Raw genomic sequence first — 19,012 nt, 5'->3', positions numbered from 1 at the left:
CCACCACGCCTTCTGGGGGCAACGCATCTCACAGATTGAATGTGAACAGGCCCTAACTACCAGGCCGCCACCAGACGCCCTGCTCTGCTGGCCGGCCCGTGCTGACTTCTGCCATCTTACGGCCCTTCCGCCGCTGCCCTCACCAGACTCTCCGCACCGATCTGCGCAATCCTGCGCGCCCCCGTCAAGGTCATGGCCACCTGCATCTCCTTGGCAAAGAGTCCCAGCACATTCTCCACCCCGGCCTGCCCCTGCGCCGCCAGCGCATAGATGAAGGCACGCCCCAGCATCACCGTATCAGCCCCCAAGGCCAACAGGCGCACTACGTCCAACCCCGAGCGCACACCCGAATCCACCAGGATGGCGAGCTCGCCCTTGACCGCGCTGGCAATCTCCGGCAAGGCGCGCGCGGTCGAGAGTACGCCGTCGAGCTGGCGTCCGCCATGGTTGGAAACCACAATCCCGTCAGCACCGAAACTGACCGCCTGGCGCGCATCCTCGGGATCGAGAATGCCCTTGAGCAGCATCTTGCCCTGCCACGAGTCACGTATCCATTGCAGGTCATGCCAGCCAATGCCCGGATCGAAATTGGCCCCCAGCCAGCCCACATAATCCTCCAGCCCGGTCTTCTTGTTGAGATAGGCGGAGACATTGCCCAGATCATGCGGACGCCCCAGCACGCCCACATCCCACGCCCAGCGCGGATGCGTGATGGCCTGCATATAGCGGCGCAGCGCCGCATTCGGCCCTGACATGCCCGAGTGCCGGTCACGATAACGCGCCCCCGGCACCGGCATGTCCACCGTAAACACCAGCGTACGCACCCCCGCTGCCCAGGCGCGGTCCAGCACATTTTTCATGAAGCCGCGATCCTTCAACACATACAACTGGAACCAGATCGGCTGCGTCACCGCCTGCTGCACCTCTTCGATGGGGCACACCGACACCGTCGACAAGGTGAAGGGAATGCCCGCCTTCTCCGCCGCCCGCGCCGCCTGTACTTCGCCGCGCCGCGCATACATCCCGGTCAGGCCCACAGGCGAGAGCGCCAGCGGCATGGCCAGCGACTGGCCCAGCAAGGTGGTGGAGAGATCAACCTCGCCCACCTCCTTCAACACGCGCTGACGCAAGGCCAGCTGGCGCAGGTCCAGCGAATTGCGCGCCAGCGTGTGTTCATCGTAGGCGCCGCCGTCGATGTAATCGAACAGGAAGCGCGGCAAGCGCCGCCGGGCGGCTTCGCGGTAATCGTGAGTGGACGAGATGATCATGACGGTCCTTGTCAAGGTGAAGGAAATGCGTTCCGGACTGCCGCGGCGCGGCGCGCACGGGCGGGGGCTTCCTCGATGTCCAGCAGGCGCTGCTGCACGAACTCGAGATGGGCATTGGCATGCTGGCGGGCTTCCTCGGCGCGGCCGGCGAGGATGGCATCGAGGATCTGACGATGCTGCAAATCCAGCTGGGCCACGATGTCGGGCAGCCGGTACAGTTGCCGCAAGGTGTCGGCAATGCTGATTTCCAGCAGCCGCAAGAGACCCGACATCACCTGCCGCAGCACCACATTGCGCGAAGCCTGGGCAATGGCAAGATGAAAGGCCGCATCGGTGCGAGCCTGGGCGGCCAGGTCATCGAGCGGTGCGGTGGAGACGGCCAGGTAGGCCTGCTGCAGCCGCCGCTTGTCTTCCTCGCTGGCGCGCAGGGCAGCGAAATAGGCAGCATCGCCTTCCAGCGAAAACCGGATCTCGGCCACGTCCTTCCAGTAACCGGCATCGCTGCGCGCCAGCGGCGCCAGCAGTTGCAGGGCCTCGGCAATCGGATCGGTCAGTGCCGCGTGTTCATCTGCAGCGAGGAAGGTGCCACCGCCATGACGTGCCACCAGCACGCCCCGGCTGGTGAGCACGCCGATGGCCTCGCGCAGGGATGAGCGCGAGACGCCGAATTCCGCGGCCAGCGCCCGTTCCGACGGTAGCTTCTGGCCCGGCGCCAGCGCCCGCCGGGCGATCAGGCTGGCCAGACGGTCAACCAGGGGAGAGGCTGTCATGGGCGGCTCGCTTTCTTGGTGGTCGGACCACTTGCGGAGGACGTGAGGAGAACTTGAGCCCGATTGTAGAGGCACCCAGACAGAATGCACAAAGCGTTTGCAAAGTGGTCCGACCACTCATGCACGCCATGGTGCGCAGGCAGTCCCCCGGCACAACGTCCCGCCTCGCGAAAAATAGCGCAAACCTTCATCTTTTTTCGGGAGACCGGGGCGCAACGGCAGCAGGTACGCCGATGCCTGCCGAATCCTTCATTTGACCCATGCGGCCATGGACGTGCTCACCAACGAGGCGTAGCGCCTGGCCTACTGAGCCTGGCGCGGCGCAGGCAGGCCGAGCTTGTCGAGGAATTCGCCGACGATGGGCTCCCAGATTTCCGGTCCGCGCGCAAAGAGCGTGTGCCCGTTCCGGGCGAAGGGCGGCAAGAGGCGATAGTCGGCGGTACCGCCGGCCTTGACGAAAGCCTCGTGCCAGGCCCGGCTGTGGGTGGGCGCGAAGTAGAGATCGTTCTCGGTATAAATCCACAGCATCGGCATCCTTGCAGTTTGTCCAAAGCGGGCATACATCGCTTGGAGTCGCTGGGGTGCGCAGGGATTGCCCGGCCGCTTGTCCGGATCGCCGCCGGAACCACCGGCAAAATTGATCGCCCCGACCACGCCCTCGGGATTGCCCGCCGCAGTCGCCACGGTCAGGTAGCCGCCCACCGACTGCCCTACCAGCAAGATGCGCTTGGGATCGACATAGGGCTGCTGCCTGGCGTAGTCCAGCACGGCCAGGATCTCGGCACTGCCGGCCTCGGCCATGGGGGCGTAATCCTTGCTGTTACAGCTACCGCTGTCTTCCGGGTCAAACTGGGTCATGGCGGCACCGTAGCCGATGCGGGTCGGCTCGAAGACTGCAAAGCCGCGCGAGATGAAGTAGCGCACTTGCTTCGTGAAGCGAAAACGCGGTGGATCCTGGCGATTGGTGGGGCTACGTCCGTGACTGAGGATGAGGATGGGAAACGGCCCCGGCCCGGCCGGCTTGAACTGGGTGATGACCACCTTGCCGCTCTCTTGTCGGCCATACAGGTCCTTGACGCTGAGCTCGATGCTGGTGACCGATTCATTGATGTCCAGCGCCAGCTGCTGGGCACGGACGGAGGATACGACGAGGACAAGACCGCACAGGCCCGAGGCCAGCAGATACCTGAGCCGGCGTGCGCAAGAGAATGGACGCATGAAATGATGATGAGCAGAGACCGCAAAGGCCGGAGCCGACAAGCTACCGCCATTGCCGAGCCCCAGGCAAGCACATTTGCAAGTCCGCGGCCGGGATCGGCGTGACGGCGATCCTATATACTGCAGCCTTCCCCGACTCCCGCAGCGACCATGTCCGAGCAAGCCCCCGAACCGATCTTCCCCGATGACGCCGTTGCCGGTGCCGACACCATCCCTGCCCCGCGTGCGTGGATCGTGCTGCAGAACGTGCAGGAAGTCGACACCTGGATCGACACCTACAACCGCGAACTGCAGGCCGTGGTCTTCCGTCACAAGATCAATACCGTCAACGCCGGCCAGGGCATCTGCTTCACGCTGGAGCTGGGCGGCGAGATCTACCTGCACACCACGCCCGAAGGCCAGATCCTGCTGGACGTGAGCGAAGAGGCTTCCTGGGCCGCCCCGGTCATCAGCGCCGCCGCCAACGTGGCCGCACCGGCCGGCAGTGTCTGGGTGCTGCCGCCGGATACGCTCACGCAGCTGATCCTGGGCCTGTCGGGGCTGATTGCCACGTCGCAGTTCGTCCTGCGACATGAGTATCGACTGGGCAAGGGCTTGCGGCCCAACTACTGAAGCGCACACCCCACCTGAGCGAAAGCAAGCACGATGAAAGAACGTACCCTGATCGCCGCCGGCGCGCTGAATATGTTCGTGGCCGTCGGCTGTGGCGCCTTTGGCGCACATGGCCTGAAGAAAATGATTTCCGCAGAGATGCTGGCCATCTGGCATACCGCCGTGACCTACCAGGTCATGCACGCCCTGGGCATGATCGCCGTCGCCCTGCTGATGCCGCGCATGGCCGGTACCGCGCTGACCTGGGCCGGCAGGCTGATGCTGGCTGGCATCGTCATCTTCAGCGGCAGCCTCTACCTGCTGGCCCTGACCGGCACGCGCATCCTCGGAGCGATCACTCCCCTGGGGGGCGTGGCCTTCCTGGCGGCCTGGCTGCTGGTGGCGTGGGCAGCACTGAAGAGCCGGTAAGCTGTACGCAGACTGCCATCGACCGGCATTAAGCCAGATTGAATGCTCAATCCAGGAGCATTAAACCGCCGTTAATGGTGCGCAAAGGCAGCCGCTCAGGCCGCGGCACCGCTCAAGGCTTCCTTGACCAGTTCATCGATTTCGCCAGTGATGTTGGAGAGCACCCCGGCCACCACCGAGAATTCCTTGCCGGCCTGGCCCGAACGGGCTGCCACGATGCGGGCGTTGAAGGCCACCATCTTGGCTTGGCGCGCGATGGTTTCGATGTCGGTCATGATGCCGCGCAGCTGCTCGCGCATGAGCCGTGCATGCTTCTTCGATTGTGCTTCGTAGATCGCCGTGATCTCGTTCAACACGGCCAGCAAGGGCGTGGTTTCCTGCACCAGTTGTTCCAGCAGGGCCGGTGCGGTCTTCAGTTTGTCTTCGATGGCATTGAGCGCGCGCTGGGCCAGTTCGGCGAAGGCGGTGATGCGGGCATCGCCCCGGCTGCGTCCGAAATACACCTCTTCCAGTTCCGGACAGAATACGCCGGGCAAGCCGGCCGAGCGCCGGATCAGGGCCGTGTGCGCGCTGCGAAACAGCGCCAGCGCTTCGCGCGCTGTGGCGCACGCCTCCTGCTGGCCCTGAGCGGCCAACACAGCGTAGAGCACCAGCCGCTGCGAGGTGAAACGGCGGCGGCCCGAGAGATTGATCAAGGCCCCGAACACCTCGCCGGACAGCGGTGTGGATTCGGGCGGTTCAGCCCCTGCGGCGGGGCTCTCCTCGATGACAGCCAGGCTGCTCATGAACATCTCCTTCCCATGCAATTGATCGCCGGCTCAAGCGGCCTCGCGCGCCGGATGCGCCTGCTTGCGATACAGGAACTCCAGCACCGCCGTGCGATAGGCACCATATTGCGCATCCTGCGCCAGGGTGACGCGGTCACGCGGACGCGGCAGCTTCACCTCCACGATCTCACCGATGGTTGCGGCGGGACCGTTGGTCATCATCACGATGCGGTCCGACAGCAGCACGGCCTCATCCACGTCGTGGGTCACCATCACCACCGTGGAGTCGGTCTTGGCGACGATCTTCAACAACTCATCCTGCAGATGGGCGCGCGTGAGGGCATCCAGCGCGCCGAAGGGTTCATCCATCAGCAAGACCTTGGGCTCCATGGCCAGCGCACGGGCAATGCCCACGCGCTGCTTCATGCCGCCGGAGATTTCATTGGGGCGCTTGCTCTCGGCGGCGGTCAGGCCCACCAGCGCCAGCGCGGCGCGGGTACGGTCGCGTAACTGGGTGCGATTTTCGGTCGCCCCGAAGACACGCTCCACACCGAGATAGATGTTTTCGTAGCAGGTCAGCCAGGGCAGCAGCGAATGGTTCTGGAACACCACCGCACGTTCCGGCGCCGGGCCGCCGATCTCGCGGTTGGCACAGAGCAGCACGCCCTCGCTGGGCTGGAGCAGACCCGCAATCAGGTTCAGCAAGGTCGACTTGCCGCAACCGGAGTGGCCGATCAGGGTGACGAACTCGCCCTTGGCCACCGTCAGGTTGATCTCGCGCAGGGCATGGAAGACGCCCTTCCTGGTGTGGAACACCATCTCCACACCGTGGATGTCGATGAATTTGCCGTTGAGGTTGTCCATGATCCGCGTCCCTTAGTTGTTGACCTGCTCGTAGGTAAATGCCTTGGCCAGCGCCACCAGCAACTGTTCCAGCACCAGCCCCACCACCCCGATGACAACGATGGCGATGATGATGTGCGGCACGTTCAGGTTGTTCCATTCATCCCAGACCCAGAAGCCGATGCCCACGCCCCCGGTCAGCATCTCGGCGGCCACGATCACCAGCCAGGCGGTACCGATGGAAAGACGTACGCCGGTCAGCATGTAGGGCAATACCGAGGGAAAGAGAATCTTGGTCAGCACCTTCCATTCGGAGAGATTCAAGACCCGCGCCACGTTCATGTAATCCTGCGGCACGCGCTGCACACCGACGGCGGTGTTGATGATCATCGGCCAGATCGAACAGATGAAGATCGACCAGATCGCCGCCGGATTGGCCGACTTGAAGACCAGCAGGCCGATGGGCAGCCAGGCCAGCGGCGAGACCGGACGCAGCAGACTGATGATGGGGCCGAACATGCGCGAGAGGAATTCCACCCGGCCGATCGCAAAGCCCAGCGGAATGCCCACCAGCGCCGCCAGCCCGAAGCCCATGCCAACCCGCTGCAGCGAGGCCAGCACGTTCCAGCCTATGCCCTGGTCATTGGGACTGTTGCGGTAGAAGGGATCGGAGAACATCACGCCCGCCTCCTTCAGGGTCACCCATGGCGTGGGGAAACTGGCGGTCTTCAAGGCGATGATCTGCCATACCAGCACCAACAGCGCCATACCCAGGAGCGGCGGCACCACGCGCATGAACAGACCGCCAGCGGCAAGCTTCCTGCGCAGGCTGCGCGTCCTGGCAGGGCCGGCGGCGGGCGCTGTCAGCGCCTGGTTGGCGGGCGCCGTGCGCGCCGGCTCGATGGCGACAACAGATCCGCCATGGCTGTTGCCGGCGGGCTTGGCGTTGTCACCCATGATGCTTTCTGCGACTGCACTCATCGTTTTCCCCTTGCTCGATACACGTCACCGTAATGGCTCCGGCCTGCGGCCACAGCTGCTTACACCTTGATCTTGAAGGACTGCGCGTAGGCCGCCGGATTCTTGCCGTCCCACACGATGCCATCCACCAGTTTCGAACTGCGCATCACCTCCTTGGGCAGCGGTGTCTTGGTCATGGCGGCGGCCTCCTTGTAGAGATCGATCTGGTTCACCGATTTGGCCACGGCCAGGTAATCCGGATCGCTCTTCAACAGGCCCCAGCGGCGATGCTGGGTCATGAACCACATGCCGTCGGAGAGGAAGGGGAAGTTGACCTGGCCTTCTTCATAGAACTTCATGTAGTTGGGATCGTCCCAGGTCTTGCCCAGGCCGTTCTGGTAGCGGCCGAGGATGCGCTGGTCGATCACGTCCTTGCTGGTGTTCACATAGGACTTGTCGGCGATCACTTCGGCCATCTTGTTCTTGTTGACCAGTGAAGCATCGATCCACTTGCTGGCCTCCAGGATGGCAGCCATCATTGCGCGGCAGGTGTTGGGGTATTTCTGTACGAATTCGCGCGAAGTGCCCAGCACCTTCTCCGGATGGTCCTTCCAGATGTCCTGGGTAGTGATGGCGGTGATGCCCACGCCATCGACAATGGCGCGATGCCCCCAGGGTTCGCCCACGCAGAAGCCATCCATGTTGCCCACCCGCATATTGGCCACCATCTGCGGCGGCGGCACGGTGATGACCTTGGCGTCCTTCATCGGATTGATGCCATTGGCGGCCAGCCAGTAATACAGCCACATGGCGTGGGTGCCGGTGGGGAAGGTCTGGGCAAAGGTGTATTCGCGCTTCTCGGTCTGCATGAGCTTGTAGAGCGAGGCGCCATCGACGGCCCCCTTCTCGGCCAGCTTTTTGGACAAGGTGATGGCCTGGCCATTGTGGTTCAGCCCCATCAACACGGCCATGTCCTTCTTCTGTCCGCCGATACCCAGCTGCACACCGTAGATCAGGCCATACAGCACGTGGGCCGCGTCCAGTTCGCCGTTGGTGAGCTTGTCGCGCACGCCGGCCCAGGAGGCTTCCTTGCTGGGGACGATCTTGATGCCGTACTTCTTGTCGAAACCCAGCACCGAGGCCATCACCACCGAGGCGCAATCGGTCAGGGGGATGAAGCCGATTTTGACTTCTTCCTTTTCGGGCTTGTCCGAACCGGCCGCCCAGGCACCGCCCGGCGCCAGGCCCAGCATGCCGCCACCGGCGGCCACTGCGGCACCCTGCACAAGCGTGCGGCGCTTGCCGTTGACTCCGGCGGCTGCCGTGATCGTCTGGCCTTGTGCGCCTTGCTTGCCCGACAGCGGCGCGCCTGCCTTGTCCACCTGACTCCTGGATTCCATAGCACCTTTCCCCTTGCGTTGCGGTTTGATGAAAGCCCAAACAAAAAAGGCGTGTCCCGACATGGATGAGCCATATCGGAAGACGCCTTTGTCCTGGAGGGCAGGACCGCCATTGGCCGCACCCTCACATTGCTTGCGCATTGCTGCGCTTTGTCCGTAGTTCAGCAAAGAGCGTGCCAGAACCGGATCACCGACCGTAAAGCCTTGCCGGCACTGCGATTGCGGGCAGCCTCCAGGCGTGCCAGGGCGGCCGGCAGCAGCTGTCCGGCGCGATCAAATCGGGCGCGGGCCGCACTTCCATTGTGCTTTGCACCAAGTTGGCAGCGCTCGCTGGGGCGCGGTTACCTACCCGCGCTTGCCGGGTTTTCCTACAGCACATTGCGTGGCGCGCTGATCGTGCCGCGGCCGCGCTCCCCCTAAGATGGGTCCAGCTTCACGATTGACCCGGCGCTTGCACCCTGGCGGGCAAGAACGAACTCAATAAGAAAGGAGAACCTCCATGACCCTCGGTACCATCCTGCTCATCGTCCTGATCCTGATCCTGCTGGGCGTGATTCCGGCCTGGCCGCACAGTCGCGGCTGGGGCTATGGTCCCAGCGGTATTGCTGGCACCATCGTCATCATCCTGCTGATCCTGCTACTGCTGGGCAAGATATAAGGCGGGGCGACAGTTGGGCCTGTCCGACTGTCCTGCGCCCCTACCCTCCCCTCCCGCAAGCCTGATACCATCCGGTGGCGGACGGGAAAACGGCGCGGTCGGTGCCTGTCACCGACCGCGCCGTTTGCTTGTGCGCGTCGCCTCGCATTGTGCCGAAGCCAGCTCACGCGATCGGCCCCCTGTCCCGTAACGTGATGAGGCTGACACCAGATGAACAATAAATTGCTCGCTTCCACCCTGCCCGCTTTCCTGGCGGCCCTGACCATGCTCTGCGCCGGTACCACGCACGCCGCTGAAGAAGATGTCAGCCAATCCGATCCGCCACGCTGGTATCAGGAGGACAACAGCCCGCAACAGCGCCTGGACAACCTCAACAAGGAAACCGCTGCCGCCTATGCGCAAGCGAAGAAGGAGTGCCTCAAGCTCAAGGGGAAGGAGGCCGCAGCCTGCCGCCAGCAGGCCGCCGAGGCCAGGAAGCAGGACACGGCGCGCGCCCTGCGCATCTTCAATGATTACAAGGCGGCCCAGCCCGAGACTACCCCGACCAAACCGGCAGCACACTCCCACTCACGCAAGCGCGCTGCCCGATAAGCCGGCCCATGCCCATGAAGCAGATGCGACAACGCCGCCACGGATCACCCAGTGGCGGCGTTGTTGATGTGGCTGCCCCTGTTGTCAGGGCAGCGCCAGCGGATTATTTGCCGACCTGATTGCCGATCACACCGCCCACGGCGGCACCGCCGACGGTCCCGATGGCGCTGCCACCGGTGAGTACGGCGCCACCCACGGCACCGGCACCGGCACCGATGGCGGTGTTCTTGTCCTGCTGGGTCATGCCGCTGCAACCGGTCAGGCCGGCAAAGGCACAGATGGCGACCGAGGTCACTGCCAGTTTCTGCATGGTCTTCATGATGACTCCTTCCTCTTTATCCAATGAGAGAATGCGGCCGCCGCTCAGGTCGACGGGCGCATGATCACGCGCGGCCGCCGAGGCTGCGCATGATCACGATAAACCGGTATGCTGGGTGCGGCCTTGGCGTTGCCGCGTTGCCCATCCCCTGCCTTGCCTTCGGCACGGGTGCCATAGAGCAAGACGGCATTCTGCAGGGATTTGGAGCGCCGGGTCTCGGCCATGTCCATGTAACGGAATTTCTTCTGCCCCAGCGTATGCAGACGCGCCGCATCGATCGGCATGTGACGGTCCATCGTGGAAGCCGACCAGCGCGCAGCGCCGTCAACGGTTTGGGGAGTTTCAGCGAAGGCGTGAGAGGCGAAAGCCGAAGCGGCTGCCAGCATGCAAATACCGACTGTTTTTTTCATGGTCTGCCCTTTCAGGGATCCCTTCTGGCGGTGAGCAAAAATTTCATGCGGCAAACCGTGAACTCTTTGGCAATTCACGGCTCTACCAGCACCATGACCACATGGTCGCGGAAATTGCTGCATCACAAAATCAGCCGTTTCCGATATTGGTGTAGGCGTTTTCCTACAAGCGCTTCCAGCATCCTCTTCCCGACCCGCACGCCCTGCAGGAACATCCGGGTCAGGAGACTCAGTCCTTGGCCGCTTCCTTGGCATCACCATAGGTCTTCTGGACATTGCCCTCGACCTGCTTGGCGGCGCCCTTGAGCTGCTGGCTGGTATTGCCGGTCAGCTCACCGGTCTTCTGCTGCACCTTGCCTGCCGCTTCCTTCAAACTGCCTTTGATCTGGTCCTTGTTCATGATGGCTCCTTTGGATTGTTTGCCTGATGGTCATCCGGCGTCGCACTGGTCGCACTGCCGGCTCCGTCACGTCTTGCGGCCCGTCGGGCGGTGTGTGACGATGAATCCATGGTAACGATGAGCCTTTGGCGGCGACATAAGAGAGTCGCCCTTTCGCGCGTAGGAAAAAACGAAAACCCGTGACGGAAAAACGGACCGCACAGGAAAACTCACCAAAACGCAGAAAGCCGCCCTGGGGGCGGCTTTCAGAGGGGATGGCGGGATCGTGAAGGCAGTGCTGCGCAGGCCCTTCAGGTCTCGCTGGAGACCAGCTCGGGACGGATCGGCAGGCTGATGCTGATGAGCGCCCCCTTGCCCGGCGTGGAGCGGATATCGACCTCTCCGCCAAAGAACGTGGCCCGTTCGCGCAGACCGCGCAGACCGTAGGTCTTGTGGTTGTCGCGCCGCTCTTCGGGAATGCCCACGCCATCGTCACGCACGGTCAGCGCCACGTGATCCTCGTCGACGTCGAGGATCACGTCGACCTTGCTGGCCTTGGCGTGCTTGGTCACGTTGTTGAGCATTTCCTGCAACATGCGGTAGATGGCGATTTCCATCTCATGCCCCACGTCCACGTCTTCATCGGGCAGGCTGGCGTGGCAGGCAATGCCGGTGCGCTCATGCAGTTCATCGAGCTGTTCGGAGATCGCTGCCTTCAGGCCGAACAGGTCCAGCGTATTGGGCCGCAGCTCGGTCTGGATGCGCCGCGTGGTGGCGACCAGCGATTTCATCAGGCCCTGCATGCGGGTCTTGCGGTCGGCCCATTTTTCATCCGGCGGCAGGATCTGGTAAACCCCCTCCAGGTGCATCGACAAGGCCGTCAGCGACGCCCCCATGTTGTCGTGCAGCTCGCGCGCGATGGCGCGCTTTTCTTCCTCGCGCACCGTCTCCAGGTGATTGGTCAGTTCGCGCAGCAGCGCGGTACGCTGGATCACGGTCTTCTCCAGCTGGCTTTCGCGCTGGCGCAATTCATCCTCGGCCTGCTTGCGCTCGGTGATATCGGTGCTGATGCCGATGACGCCCTGTACGCTGCCATCCTTGCCGAACCAGGGCACCTTGGCGGTCTGGAAAGTCACCACGCCTTCGGGCAAGTGCAACGTCTGCTCCAGCTTCTCGGGCTTGCCCGAGGCCATGACGCGGCGGTCATCGCGATCCACGACATCGGCCTCTTCCTGCACCATGAAGAGCTCGCGACTGGAACGGTACATGGTCTCTTCCCAGGTCTTGCCCAGCTTGTGCAAGGTCGCCGGGTTGGCAAAGATCATCAGGCCCTGTCGGTTCTTGACGAAGATCGGATCGCTGGTGCTTTCACTGACGGCATTGAGCAGAGCACTAGTTTCGGCCAGCTTCTGCGCATTGCGCGTACGCTCGCCATATTCACTGTCGAGCCGGCTGGCCGAGCCCCAGAAGATGAAGAGCACGATCACGCCGTTGATCAGCGTCAGCGTCGGCAGCACCAGTTCCGGCAGGATCCAGCCATGCGTCATGCCCCAGTTGAGCAACAGACTGAAGGCCAGCAGCAGGAACAAGGTCTGCGGCAGCAGGTGGCGCAGCATCTGGCCGCCCGGCGCGATGCGCAGGATCACGGCCATGAGCGCATGGGAGGGACGCGCCATCAGCAGCGCCGCCCCCAGCAGGGCGAACACCAGCGCCGAGAGCAGCGATACCGGCAGCGGAAAATCGAGATAGATGAACTGGGGCACGTCATACAGATAGCCCACCAGCGGAATGGCCGACAAGCCCACCAGCGTGAAGGACAGGTATTCAGCCGGATAATAACCGCCCAGCAGGCGCCAGTCCTGCAGCAGCAGGGCCAGGGCCATCAGCACGAAGCCCACCGACAGCAAGGGGGAAATGGCCAGCGGCGAGATAGGATGGGTGCCATCCAGCGGCAGCCATCCCAGAAAAACGATGCCCCCGTGCACCAGTGTGGCCAGGCCCAGCACCAGCAGCAGTGCGGCCAGCGCAGTGCCCAGCTGGCGCAGGGAGGGTCGGCGGGCACTCGAATTCATGCAGCGCAGATAGAGCGCCGAAGCGCCCAGAATGAAGCCCGCTGCCGTCACCTCCCGTACCTCCAGCAGGCCCGAGAGCAAACGCCGGTATTCCTCGCCCAGCAAGCCCGTCACCAGCACCACCACACCCAGCAGGATCACTGCCATGGACAGGCCCATGGACAGCGTCACCATGCTGCTGTCATGCGCGTGGGACGCGGCAAAATACTCTACCGATGCGCTGTTCTGGAGATCGGCGGAGGACGGACGAAGGCCGTCATTGTTCTTCTGCATCGTCGAAAATCCCTTGCTCTAGTGCGACCCGTGCCACATGCGCGCCTTTTGTGGCGGCGTGCCTGCCATGATCGGTTCTGATTGTCTGGTCCATCAAGGTCGCGCCGAACTGCCCTGGCGACATGCTGGCTGGCTGCGCAAATTGATGCAGCAAAAAAACTTACATCCCGCCCGTCTGGGCCGGCCCCTGCGGTGGCGTATTGTTGCTCGACGAACTCCGCCCGGTTCGCCCTGCTCTCTGTCTGGCCAGTTCCTCCAGCAGATCGCACAGCAGCGGCAGTTCCGAAGACTTGTCGAAGAAGTGCTGCACCCCGCATTGCACTCCCACGCGCCGATACGTCGGACTCACATGATTGCTGAACACCACCTTGAGCTCACTCTGGCGCCGCGTATTGGAGCGGGCCAACGCCTGCAGCAGGCTCATGCCATTGCCCTGCTTCAACTGGATATCCAGGATCAGGACGTCATAGCTGTTCTCACGCAGATGGCGCAACGCCTCCAGCTCGCTCTCGGCGTACCCCACCAGGCGTACACCGGCGATCTCGGCCAGGCTCTCCACGATCAGGTCCCGTACGTCCTCCGAATCCTCCACCAGGAAGATCCGCAAGGACGTCCCGTCGCTGTCGCGCTGGAGCCTGCTGTTGAGAATGTCATCCATGATGCGCCGTACCACTCTTCCTTGCCTGCCGCGCGGCCATATCGGCCGTCACGGCAACATGTCCGCCCGGGGTGTCAGGGCTCAGTCGATCAGGTTGTTCTTGATCGCGTAATAAATGATGTCCGCGTTATTGGTCATGCTCATCTTCTGCAGCACCCGCGAACGGTAGGTACTGACCGTCTTGACCGACAGGCACAGCTCGTCGGCGATCTGCGTCACGCCCTGGCCCTGGCCAAGCTTGTAGAAGATCTCGTACTCGCGCTGCGAGAGCGTCTCGTGCAGCGGCTTCTCGGAATCCACCGGCTCGCTGGTGAGCAGCTCGGCCACGCCGTAGCTGATGTACTTGTGCCCGCGCAGGATGGTGTTGATGGCGTTGACCAGCTCGGTGGCCAGCGCTTCCTTCTGCACGTAGCCGGAGGCGCCGCTGCGCAGCACCTGCACCGCATAGCGGCTCTCGGGGTGCATCGACAGCATCAGCACCGGCAGCTCCGGCTTTTCACGCTTGATCTGCTTCAAGACTTCCACGCCACTCTTGTCGGGCATGGCGATATCGAGCAACACGATATCCCAGTCCTGGGTACGCACCAGGCGGATGGCTTCTTCCGCCGTGCTGGCCTCGCCGCCGATTTCCATCGACGGAATTTCCGAAATGAAGTGGTGCACACCTGCCCGTACGACCGCGTGGTCATCGACTACAAGTATTTTTGTCATGGCATTTTTGAGCGGTGAATTGAAACTTCAGCGCCCTGGGCGCTGATGGGACCTGTTTTATGTTTGTACTCGATTCCGTACCGGACCCTGCACATGATTGCGTACGGCAACATGATCGATGCACGGTCTGCGGCCTTCTTCGTCGCTGCCTCCCTGTCCTGACAGGCCAGTGGCCTGCCCCTGCGTGGCAGCAACGTGTTCCAACTATACCTGACAGGTCCTGACCTGTCTTCTTGCGAAACGCACCGGATCGTTGCGATGCGCTTGGCAAGCGGCAGTCCACGAACTGACAAAGCGCGGACCGGTCAAGAGACCGGTCACGCGCTTGCAAGTTCCCCGGCTTATTGCTTCAGGCGCAGGTCATTACGTACCGAGACCACACCCTTGACGCCACGAGCCAGTTCGGTGGCGCGGGCAGCGGAGGTCGAGCTGGAGACGAAGCCGGAGAGCTGGACTACGCCCTTGTAGGTTTCGACATTGATTTCCGCGGACTTCAGGTTCGGTTCATTGAAGATGGCGGCCTTCACCTTGGTGGTGATGACGGCATCATCGACGTACTCGCCGGTGCCTTCCTTGCCGGGGCTGGAGGCGCAGCCCACCAGGGAAACCATGAACAGGGCCAGGAAGAAACCGAGGAAACGCTTGGTGAGGGACATTTTGGTCAGCGACATGATGAAACTCCTTTGATTTGTTGCGCAATCAGGTGATTGCGTCAGGAAGGCAATGGGTTCTTGCCAGCGAAATTACTTGCCGTACTTGGCCTTGGCGTTGGCCACGCACTTGTCCTTGGCATCGCCGCTCATGGCATCGCACTTTTCCTTGGCGACGTCATAGTTGGCGTCGTTCTTGTCCTTCATGGCGTCCTTGTCGGCCTCTGCACCCTTGCGCTTGGCCTTGGCGTCGGCGATGGTGGATTCGTGATCAGCCTTGGCTTGCTTCTCGCAGACGTCCTTGTCGTTACCCTTCAGAGGACCGCACTTCTTCTTGGCCGTCTTGTAGTCAGCGTCAGCCTTGGCCTTGTCTGCCTTGTACTGGGCCGCTGCCGGATCGGCGGCAAAGGCGGCACCGTGCAGGCCGATAGCGGCTGCGCCGAAGATCATGGTTGCGATGATTTTTTTCATTGTGTCCTTCCTCATGGTTTGCTTGGGTTGCGGCCTGGGGCCGTATTCTTATGCAGGCCGGCATGGGGACCGGCCTGCGTCCTGCACTTTCACTCACTCACGCTCATACACCAGCACCTTGCAGCACCCTCGTCGGGCCTGCGCACCTGGCTAGGGTGCTGCGCCACGCATGGACGGCTTATTGGCGCCAGTCCTTGTTGCGGTCTTCCCAGTCGCGGATCTGCTTTTCAGCCTCGTCCTTGCTCACGCCGTAGGCTTCCTGCACACGGCCGGCCAACTGGTCGCGCTTGCCGGCGATGACGTCGAGGTCATCGTCGGTCAGCTTGCCCCATTGCTCCTTGGCCTTGCCCTTGAATTGCTTCCAGTTGCCTTCAACGATGTCCCAGTTCATGTCGGTCTCCTTGCAAAGTTGGGGGAATGGATTCCCGAAATATCCTTCTGCTCCAGTAGGCACTGCGGTGGGCTTACAGGCCCAGCAGATCGCTCATGTCATCGGCGTGTTCTTCTTCCTGCGCCATGATCTGGATGAGCATGTGCCTGGTGGTCGGATCATCGTCGCCGATGCGTTCGATCATCTGGCGATAAGCTTCGATGGCCACACGCTCTTCCACCAGATTGGCGCGGACCATGTCCTTGATGTTGTCGGACTCATCGTATTGCGCATGACTGCGCTCGGCGATGGTCTTGGGATTGAAGTCGGGTTCGCCATTGAGTTGCACGATACGTTCGGCAATCTGATCGGCGTGGCTCTGTTCTTCCTGTGCGTGCTGCAGAAACTCGCCCTTGATGGCTTCGACATTGAGGCCCTTGGCGGTGTAGTAGTGACGCTTGTAGCGCATCACGCACAGCAGTTCGGTGGCCAGGGCGTCATTCAACATGGCGATGACTTCCTCGCGATTGCCGCGATAGCCTTCGGTGACGGCGCCGTCATCGATCTTCCTGGCGGCGGCGCGGATGGCATCCTTGTCGAGGTGGAAGTCTTGCTTGTTCTTGACGTCGGTCTTCGGTGGATTCTTGGTCATGGTCATTCCTTCTCTCCGGTTTCTTGACTAATGCGCTGCGGTCGTCGAAAGGACCCTGGCGCCTGGCTGGATCCGGCCTGCCGCGCGGGCCGCCGGGTTCCGGGAAAATACGTTGACGGATCTGCTCAGTAGCGGTCTGCGCTGCGGCCCACGGCCAGACCGACCAGCAGACCGATACCGGTGCCGATGGCAATGGCACGCCAGGGGTTGGACTGCACGTAGTCGTCAGTACTGGTAACGATCTGGCGCCCCGTCTCGACCATGGCAGCCTGGGCATCCTGGGCGGTATTGAGCGCCTGCTCCAGCAAGTCCTGGGCACCCGCGCGCAAATCATCGGCCTTCTTGCCGGTGGTATTGGCCGCTTCGGCGAACATGTCCTGCGCCTGCTGCAACAGCGATTGCACATCGGTACGAACGGTCTTGAACTTGTTGGCTTGCATGCTTGCCCTCCTTGAATTCGTTGCGGTTTGATCAGGACGGCGGGGCTGGCCCGGCCATCCGGTGTAGGGTGTGTGCAGGGCGCTGATCACAGCAGGTACTGCAGCACGATGAGCGCCAACACCGGCACTCCCAGCAGCCATCCGAGTACGAGCTTGTCCATGATCTCCTCCCTTGTTTTTTTGATGCCGGGCGCTTGCGTCCTGGCCCGGCGTCATCCTTGCCTGCCTCAGCCAGTTAGTCAGTTGCACGATACCGATGGCTTGTCGCGCTTTGTATCGGCGCCAGCCCGATTGCCGTGTAGGACAACGGCCCATCTAGCCTGCTCGCCTGCGCTCATCGGATACGGCGCCGTGCCACGATGCGGGCACTGCCACCCTCGTCTTCCCAGCGCTGCAGTGCCACTTCCTGCTGGCGTTGTTCACGGGGCTGCGCCTGGCGCGCCAGCATGCGCAGGCTGGCACCGACAGCCAAGCCGGCCATGCCGGCAGCCCACAGGAATGTCTTTCCAAAACGCATCAATTCTCTCCTTGCGTTGGCGTCGAAACGGTGCCGCCTTACAGCGAACCGGCGCGCTGGCGCAGCGAGCGCTTGATCAGATCCTGTGCCTGGCCGACCGCATGGGTGATGCGGCCATCCATCTGCCGGCGCTGGGCGGCGCGCTGCAGGCTCACATTGCCCAGCACGGAGGCCACACTTTCCTGGAGCTTGCCCAGGGCAAAGTTGAACTGACCGGTGATCGTCTTCTTGTTCATGGTGTGCTTGCTCCTGCTCAAGGGTTCAACATGAATGCCCAAAGCTAATCCGGGCACCTGCGGCACTGCGGTCCTGCACCGCGATGGCTGCGGCTGCGACGCGTTCAGCGCGCCTGGAGACCATGTGAAAAATGATAGCGAGCGGTCACTGCCCCGCTCTATAGGACGGCGGCCGATTGTCTTGTAGGACAAAGCGGAAAGCCTTGTCAGCATTGGGGTTGCGGCCGGATTGGCAGTTTCGTCGCGGCGCCGTCGGGCGCTCAAGCACGGCCGTTTCCTACATCGGCTTGCGGCCCAGTCCGATGGAATTGCGCACGGCTGGCTCCTAGGATGAAAACGTGCAGCGACGGACGGGCTTGCTTCTCGCCGGTGCCAATCCGAGCGCTGACCATTGACCCGCTGACGACAAGGAGAACATCATGGGCAAGTACTTCCTCGCATGGCTGTGTGGCGTACCGGCGTTGCTGCTGGTTCTGATCTATTTCTTCGTCCATTGAGCTGATGCCTGTTCACGCCGTCCCGCTCGCTGAATGATGGCGGGAGCGGCTTTCCAGGAGAAAGGAAACAACATGACCAACGACCACCTCATTTCCACTCTGAACGATCTGATCCAGATTTCCATCGATGGCGAAAAGGGTTTCCGGGCCTGTGCCGAGGATGCCCAGGAGCGCTACATTCCCTACAAGGAAACCTTCCTGCAGCGGGCCACTGCCTGCGGCCAGGCGGCTCTGGACCTGCAGGCTCTGGTGCATCGCCTCGGCGGCGAGCCGGCCAGCCACAGTACGCTGGGCGGGGCGCTGCATCGACAGTGGGTGAACGTGAAGAGCGCCATCACGGGGCGTGACGACGAGAGCATCCTGGACGAATGCGAACGCGGAGAGGATGCCGCCGTCAACGCCTATCGCAAGGCGTTGAGCGAAGAGCTTCCCACCGATATCCGACTGATCATCGAGCGTCAGTACCAGGGTGTCCTGGCCAACCATGACAAGGTGCGCAGCCTGCGCAATGAGCTGCGGGCGCGCAAGGCGGCCTGATCGGACCAGACACCTCTCTGTTCCGAAGAAGTCAGAAGTCCTGCGCCGGCTGTACATCAGGCTTGATCCCGGGCCCCGTGTTCTCGAACACGGGGTTTTCATTTTCAGGCTCGGGGCGTTGGGGGGGAGATCGACGCCGGAGAGGCGACAATATCGCCGCCGATAAGAAGAAACCAACCATGTCGCCCGACATCAAAATTCATTCAGACTCAGTACTTAGCCTTCACACAAAAAAAAGCGCAGCCCGAGAGCTGCGCTTTTTCATGGGACTTCACTGCAAATGATTTATATCATTTACCCATTTCTTCACCACGCACTGAAACCA

25 protein-coding genes are annotated in these 19,012 nt (G+C 62.3%); 5 read left to right on the top strand and 20 right to left on the bottom strand.

The window, feature by feature from the left end:
* Positions 1–116: 116 nt before the first annotated feature.
* The 3 genes from lldD to HNO82_RS21485 form a co-directional block, all read right to left on the bottom strand.
* Positions 117–1,268, bottom strand: coding sequence for an FMN-dependent L-lactate dehydrogenase LldD (lldD, locus tag HNO82_RS21495; protein ID WP_175345075.1), 1,152 nt, complete (start codon positions 1,266–1,268; stop codon positions 117–119).
* Between the two features lie 11 nt (positions 1,269–1,279).
* Positions 1,280–2,038 (bottom strand): FCD domain-containing protein, encoded by a 759-nt coding sequence (locus HNO82_RS21490; protein ID WP_175345074.1) that lies wholly within the window; start codon positions 2,036–2,038, stop codon positions 1,280–1,282.
* Between the two features lie 303 nt (positions 2,039–2,341).
* Entirely contained in the window at positions 2,342–3,256 is a 915-nt protein-coding gene (locus HNO82_RS21485; protein WP_175345073.1) for an alpha/beta hydrolase family protein, read from the bottom strand.
* Positions 3,257–3,406: 150 nt separating this feature from the next.
* Between HNO82_RS21485 and HNO82_RS21480 the strand changes: the two genes are divergently transcribed.
* On the top strand, positions 3,407–3,868 hold the full coding sequence (locus tag HNO82_RS21480) for a hypothetical protein (RefSeq protein ID WP_008326518.1): 462 nt from the start codon (positions 3,407–3,409) through the stop codon (positions 3,866–3,868).
* A gap of 33 nt (positions 3,869–3,901) precedes the next feature.
* Entirely contained in the window at positions 3,902–4,276 is a 375-nt protein-coding gene (locus HNO82_RS21475; protein ID WP_175345072.1) for a DUF423 domain-containing protein, read from the top strand.
* Between the two features lie 95 nt (positions 4,277–4,371).
* Here the strand turns inward: HNO82_RS21475 and HNO82_RS21470 are convergent, their stop codons facing one another.
* The 4 genes from HNO82_RS21470 to HNO82_RS21455 are packed head-to-tail and all read right to left on the bottom strand — an operon-like array spanning position 4,372 to position 8,246.
* Positions 4,372–5,061, bottom strand: coding sequence for a methyl-accepting chemotaxis protein (locus tag HNO82_RS21470; protein WP_175345071.1), 690 nt, complete (start codon positions 5,059–5,061; stop codon positions 4,372–4,374).
* Positions 5,062–5,094: 33 nt separating this feature from the next.
* Positions 5,095–5,907, bottom strand: a complete 813-nt coding sequence (locus tag HNO82_RS21465; RefSeq protein WP_175345070.1) for an ABC transporter ATP-binding protein — start codon at positions 5,905–5,907, stop codon at positions 5,095–5,097.
* Positions 5,908–5,919: 12 nt separating this feature from the next.
* Positions 5,920–6,867, bottom strand: coding sequence for a nitrate ABC transporter permease (gene ntrB, locus HNO82_RS21460; RefSeq protein ID WP_175345069.1), 948 nt, complete (start codon positions 6,865–6,867; stop codon positions 5,920–5,922).
* 59 nt (positions 6,868–6,926) lie between these two features.
* The gene (locus HNO82_RS21455; protein ID WP_488926928.1) at positions 6,927–8,246 is read right to left on the bottom strand and encodes a CmpA/NrtA family ABC transporter substrate-binding protein; all 1,320 of its coding nucleotides are present in this window, start codon (positions 8,244–8,246) and stop codon (positions 6,927–6,929) included.
* Positions 8,247–8,745: 499 nt separating this feature from the next.
* Between HNO82_RS21455 and HNO82_RS21450 the strand changes: the two genes are divergently transcribed.
* Positions 8,746–8,904 carry a DUF3309 family protein gene (locus tag HNO82_RS21450; protein ID WP_006464722.1) on the top strand — a complete coding sequence of 53 codons (159 nt, stop codon included), beginning with the start codon at positions 8,746–8,748 and terminating at the stop codon, positions 8,902–8,904.
* 210 nt (positions 8,905–9,114) lie between these two features.
* Positions 9,115–9,495 (top strand): hypothetical protein, encoded by a 381-nt coding sequence (locus HNO82_RS21445; RefSeq protein WP_008326510.1) that lies wholly within the window; start codon positions 9,115–9,117, stop codon positions 9,493–9,495.
* A 103-nt stretch (positions 9,496–9,598) separates the two neighbouring features.
* Here HNO82_RS21445 and HNO82_RS21440 read toward each other — a convergent pair whose 3' ends face one another.
* The 13 genes from HNO82_RS21440 to HNO82_RS21380 form a co-directional block, all read right to left on the bottom strand.
* A complete protein-coding gene (locus HNO82_RS21440; RefSeq protein ID WP_175345068.1) occupies positions 9,599–9,814 on the bottom strand; it encodes a YMGG-like glycine zipper-containing protein in 216 nt (71 codons plus the stop codon).
* A gap of 44 nt (positions 9,815–9,858) precedes the next feature.
* Entirely contained in the window at positions 9,859–10,278 is a 420-nt protein-coding gene (locus HNO82_RS21435) for a hypothetical protein (RefSeq protein ID WP_175345067.1), read from the bottom strand.
* 175 nt (positions 10,279–10,453) lie between these two features.
* Positions 10,454–10,624, bottom strand: coding sequence for a CsbD family protein (locus tag HNO82_RS21430; RefSeq protein ID WP_175345066.1), 171 nt, complete (start codon positions 10,622–10,624; stop codon positions 10,454–10,456).
* 290 nt (positions 10,625–10,914) lie between these two features.
* The gene (locus HNO82_RS21425; RefSeq protein WP_034349868.1) at positions 10,915–12,948 is read right to left on the bottom strand and encodes a PAS domain-containing sensor histidine kinase; all 2,034 of its coding nucleotides are present in this window, start codon (positions 12,946–12,948) and stop codon (positions 10,915–10,917) included.
* A gap of 160 nt (positions 12,949–13,108) precedes the next feature.
* Positions 13,109–13,606, bottom strand: a complete 498-nt coding sequence (locus HNO82_RS21420) for a response regulator (RefSeq protein WP_034349866.1) — start codon at positions 13,604–13,606, stop codon at positions 13,109–13,111.
* A gap of 81 nt (positions 13,607–13,687) precedes the next feature.
* The gene (locus tag HNO82_RS21415) at positions 13,688–14,317 is read right to left on the bottom strand and encodes a response regulator (RefSeq protein WP_006464715.1); all 630 of its coding nucleotides are present in this window, start codon (positions 14,315–14,317) and stop codon (positions 13,688–13,690) included.
* A 341-nt stretch (positions 14,318–14,658) separates the two neighbouring features.
* Entirely contained in the window at positions 14,659–14,988 is a 330-nt protein-coding gene (locus tag HNO82_RS21410; protein ID WP_008326489.1) for a BON domain-containing protein, read from the bottom strand.
* 72 nt (positions 14,989–15,060) lie between these two features.
* Positions 15,061–15,438 (bottom strand): hypothetical protein, encoded by a 378-nt coding sequence (locus HNO82_RS21405; protein WP_008326487.1) that lies wholly within the window; start codon positions 15,436–15,438, stop codon positions 15,061–15,063.
* A gap of 178 nt (positions 15,439–15,616) precedes the next feature.
* Entirely contained in the window at positions 15,617–15,829 is a 213-nt protein-coding gene (locus tag HNO82_RS21400) for a CsbD family protein (protein WP_058894511.1), read from the bottom strand.
* A 73-nt stretch (positions 15,830–15,902) separates the two neighbouring features.
* Positions 15,903–16,466, bottom strand: coding sequence for a ferritin-like domain-containing protein (locus tag HNO82_RS21395; RefSeq protein WP_008326484.1), 564 nt, complete (start codon positions 16,464–16,466; stop codon positions 15,903–15,905).
* A gap of 119 nt (positions 16,467–16,585) precedes the next feature.
* A complete protein-coding gene (locus HNO82_RS21390; RefSeq protein WP_008326473.1) occupies positions 16,586–16,900 on the bottom strand; it encodes an ElaB/YgaM/YqjD family protein in 315 nt (104 codons plus the stop codon).
* Positions 16,901–17,234: 334 nt separating this feature from the next.
* Positions 17,235–17,417 carry a hypothetical protein gene (locus HNO82_RS21385; RefSeq protein ID WP_175345065.1) on the bottom strand — a complete coding sequence of 61 codons (183 nt, stop codon included), beginning with the start codon at positions 17,415–17,417 and terminating at the stop codon, positions 17,235–17,237.
* Positions 17,418–17,455: 38 nt separating this feature from the next.
* Positions 17,456–17,653, bottom strand: coding sequence for a CsbD family protein (locus HNO82_RS21380; protein WP_008326470.1), 198 nt, complete (start codon positions 17,651–17,653; stop codon positions 17,456–17,458).
* 569 nt (positions 17,654–18,222) lie between these two features.
* Between HNO82_RS21380 and HNO82_RS21375 the strand changes: the two genes are divergently transcribed.
* On the top strand, positions 18,223–18,687 hold the full coding sequence (locus tag HNO82_RS21375) for a ferritin-like domain-containing protein (protein WP_175345064.1): 465 nt from the start codon (positions 18,223–18,225) through the stop codon (positions 18,685–18,687).
* The last annotated feature ends 325 nt before the right edge of the window (positions 18,688–19,012 follow it).

It is taken from the genome of Herbaspirillum sp. C9C3 (assembly GCF_013359625.1).
Classification (GTDB): domain Bacteria; phylum Pseudomonadota; class Gammaproteobacteria; order Burkholderiales; family Burkholderiaceae_D; genus Herbaspirillum.
The sequence above is the reverse complement of the archived record's forward strand: the minus strand, read 5'-3'. Positions and strand labels throughout refer to the sequence as shown.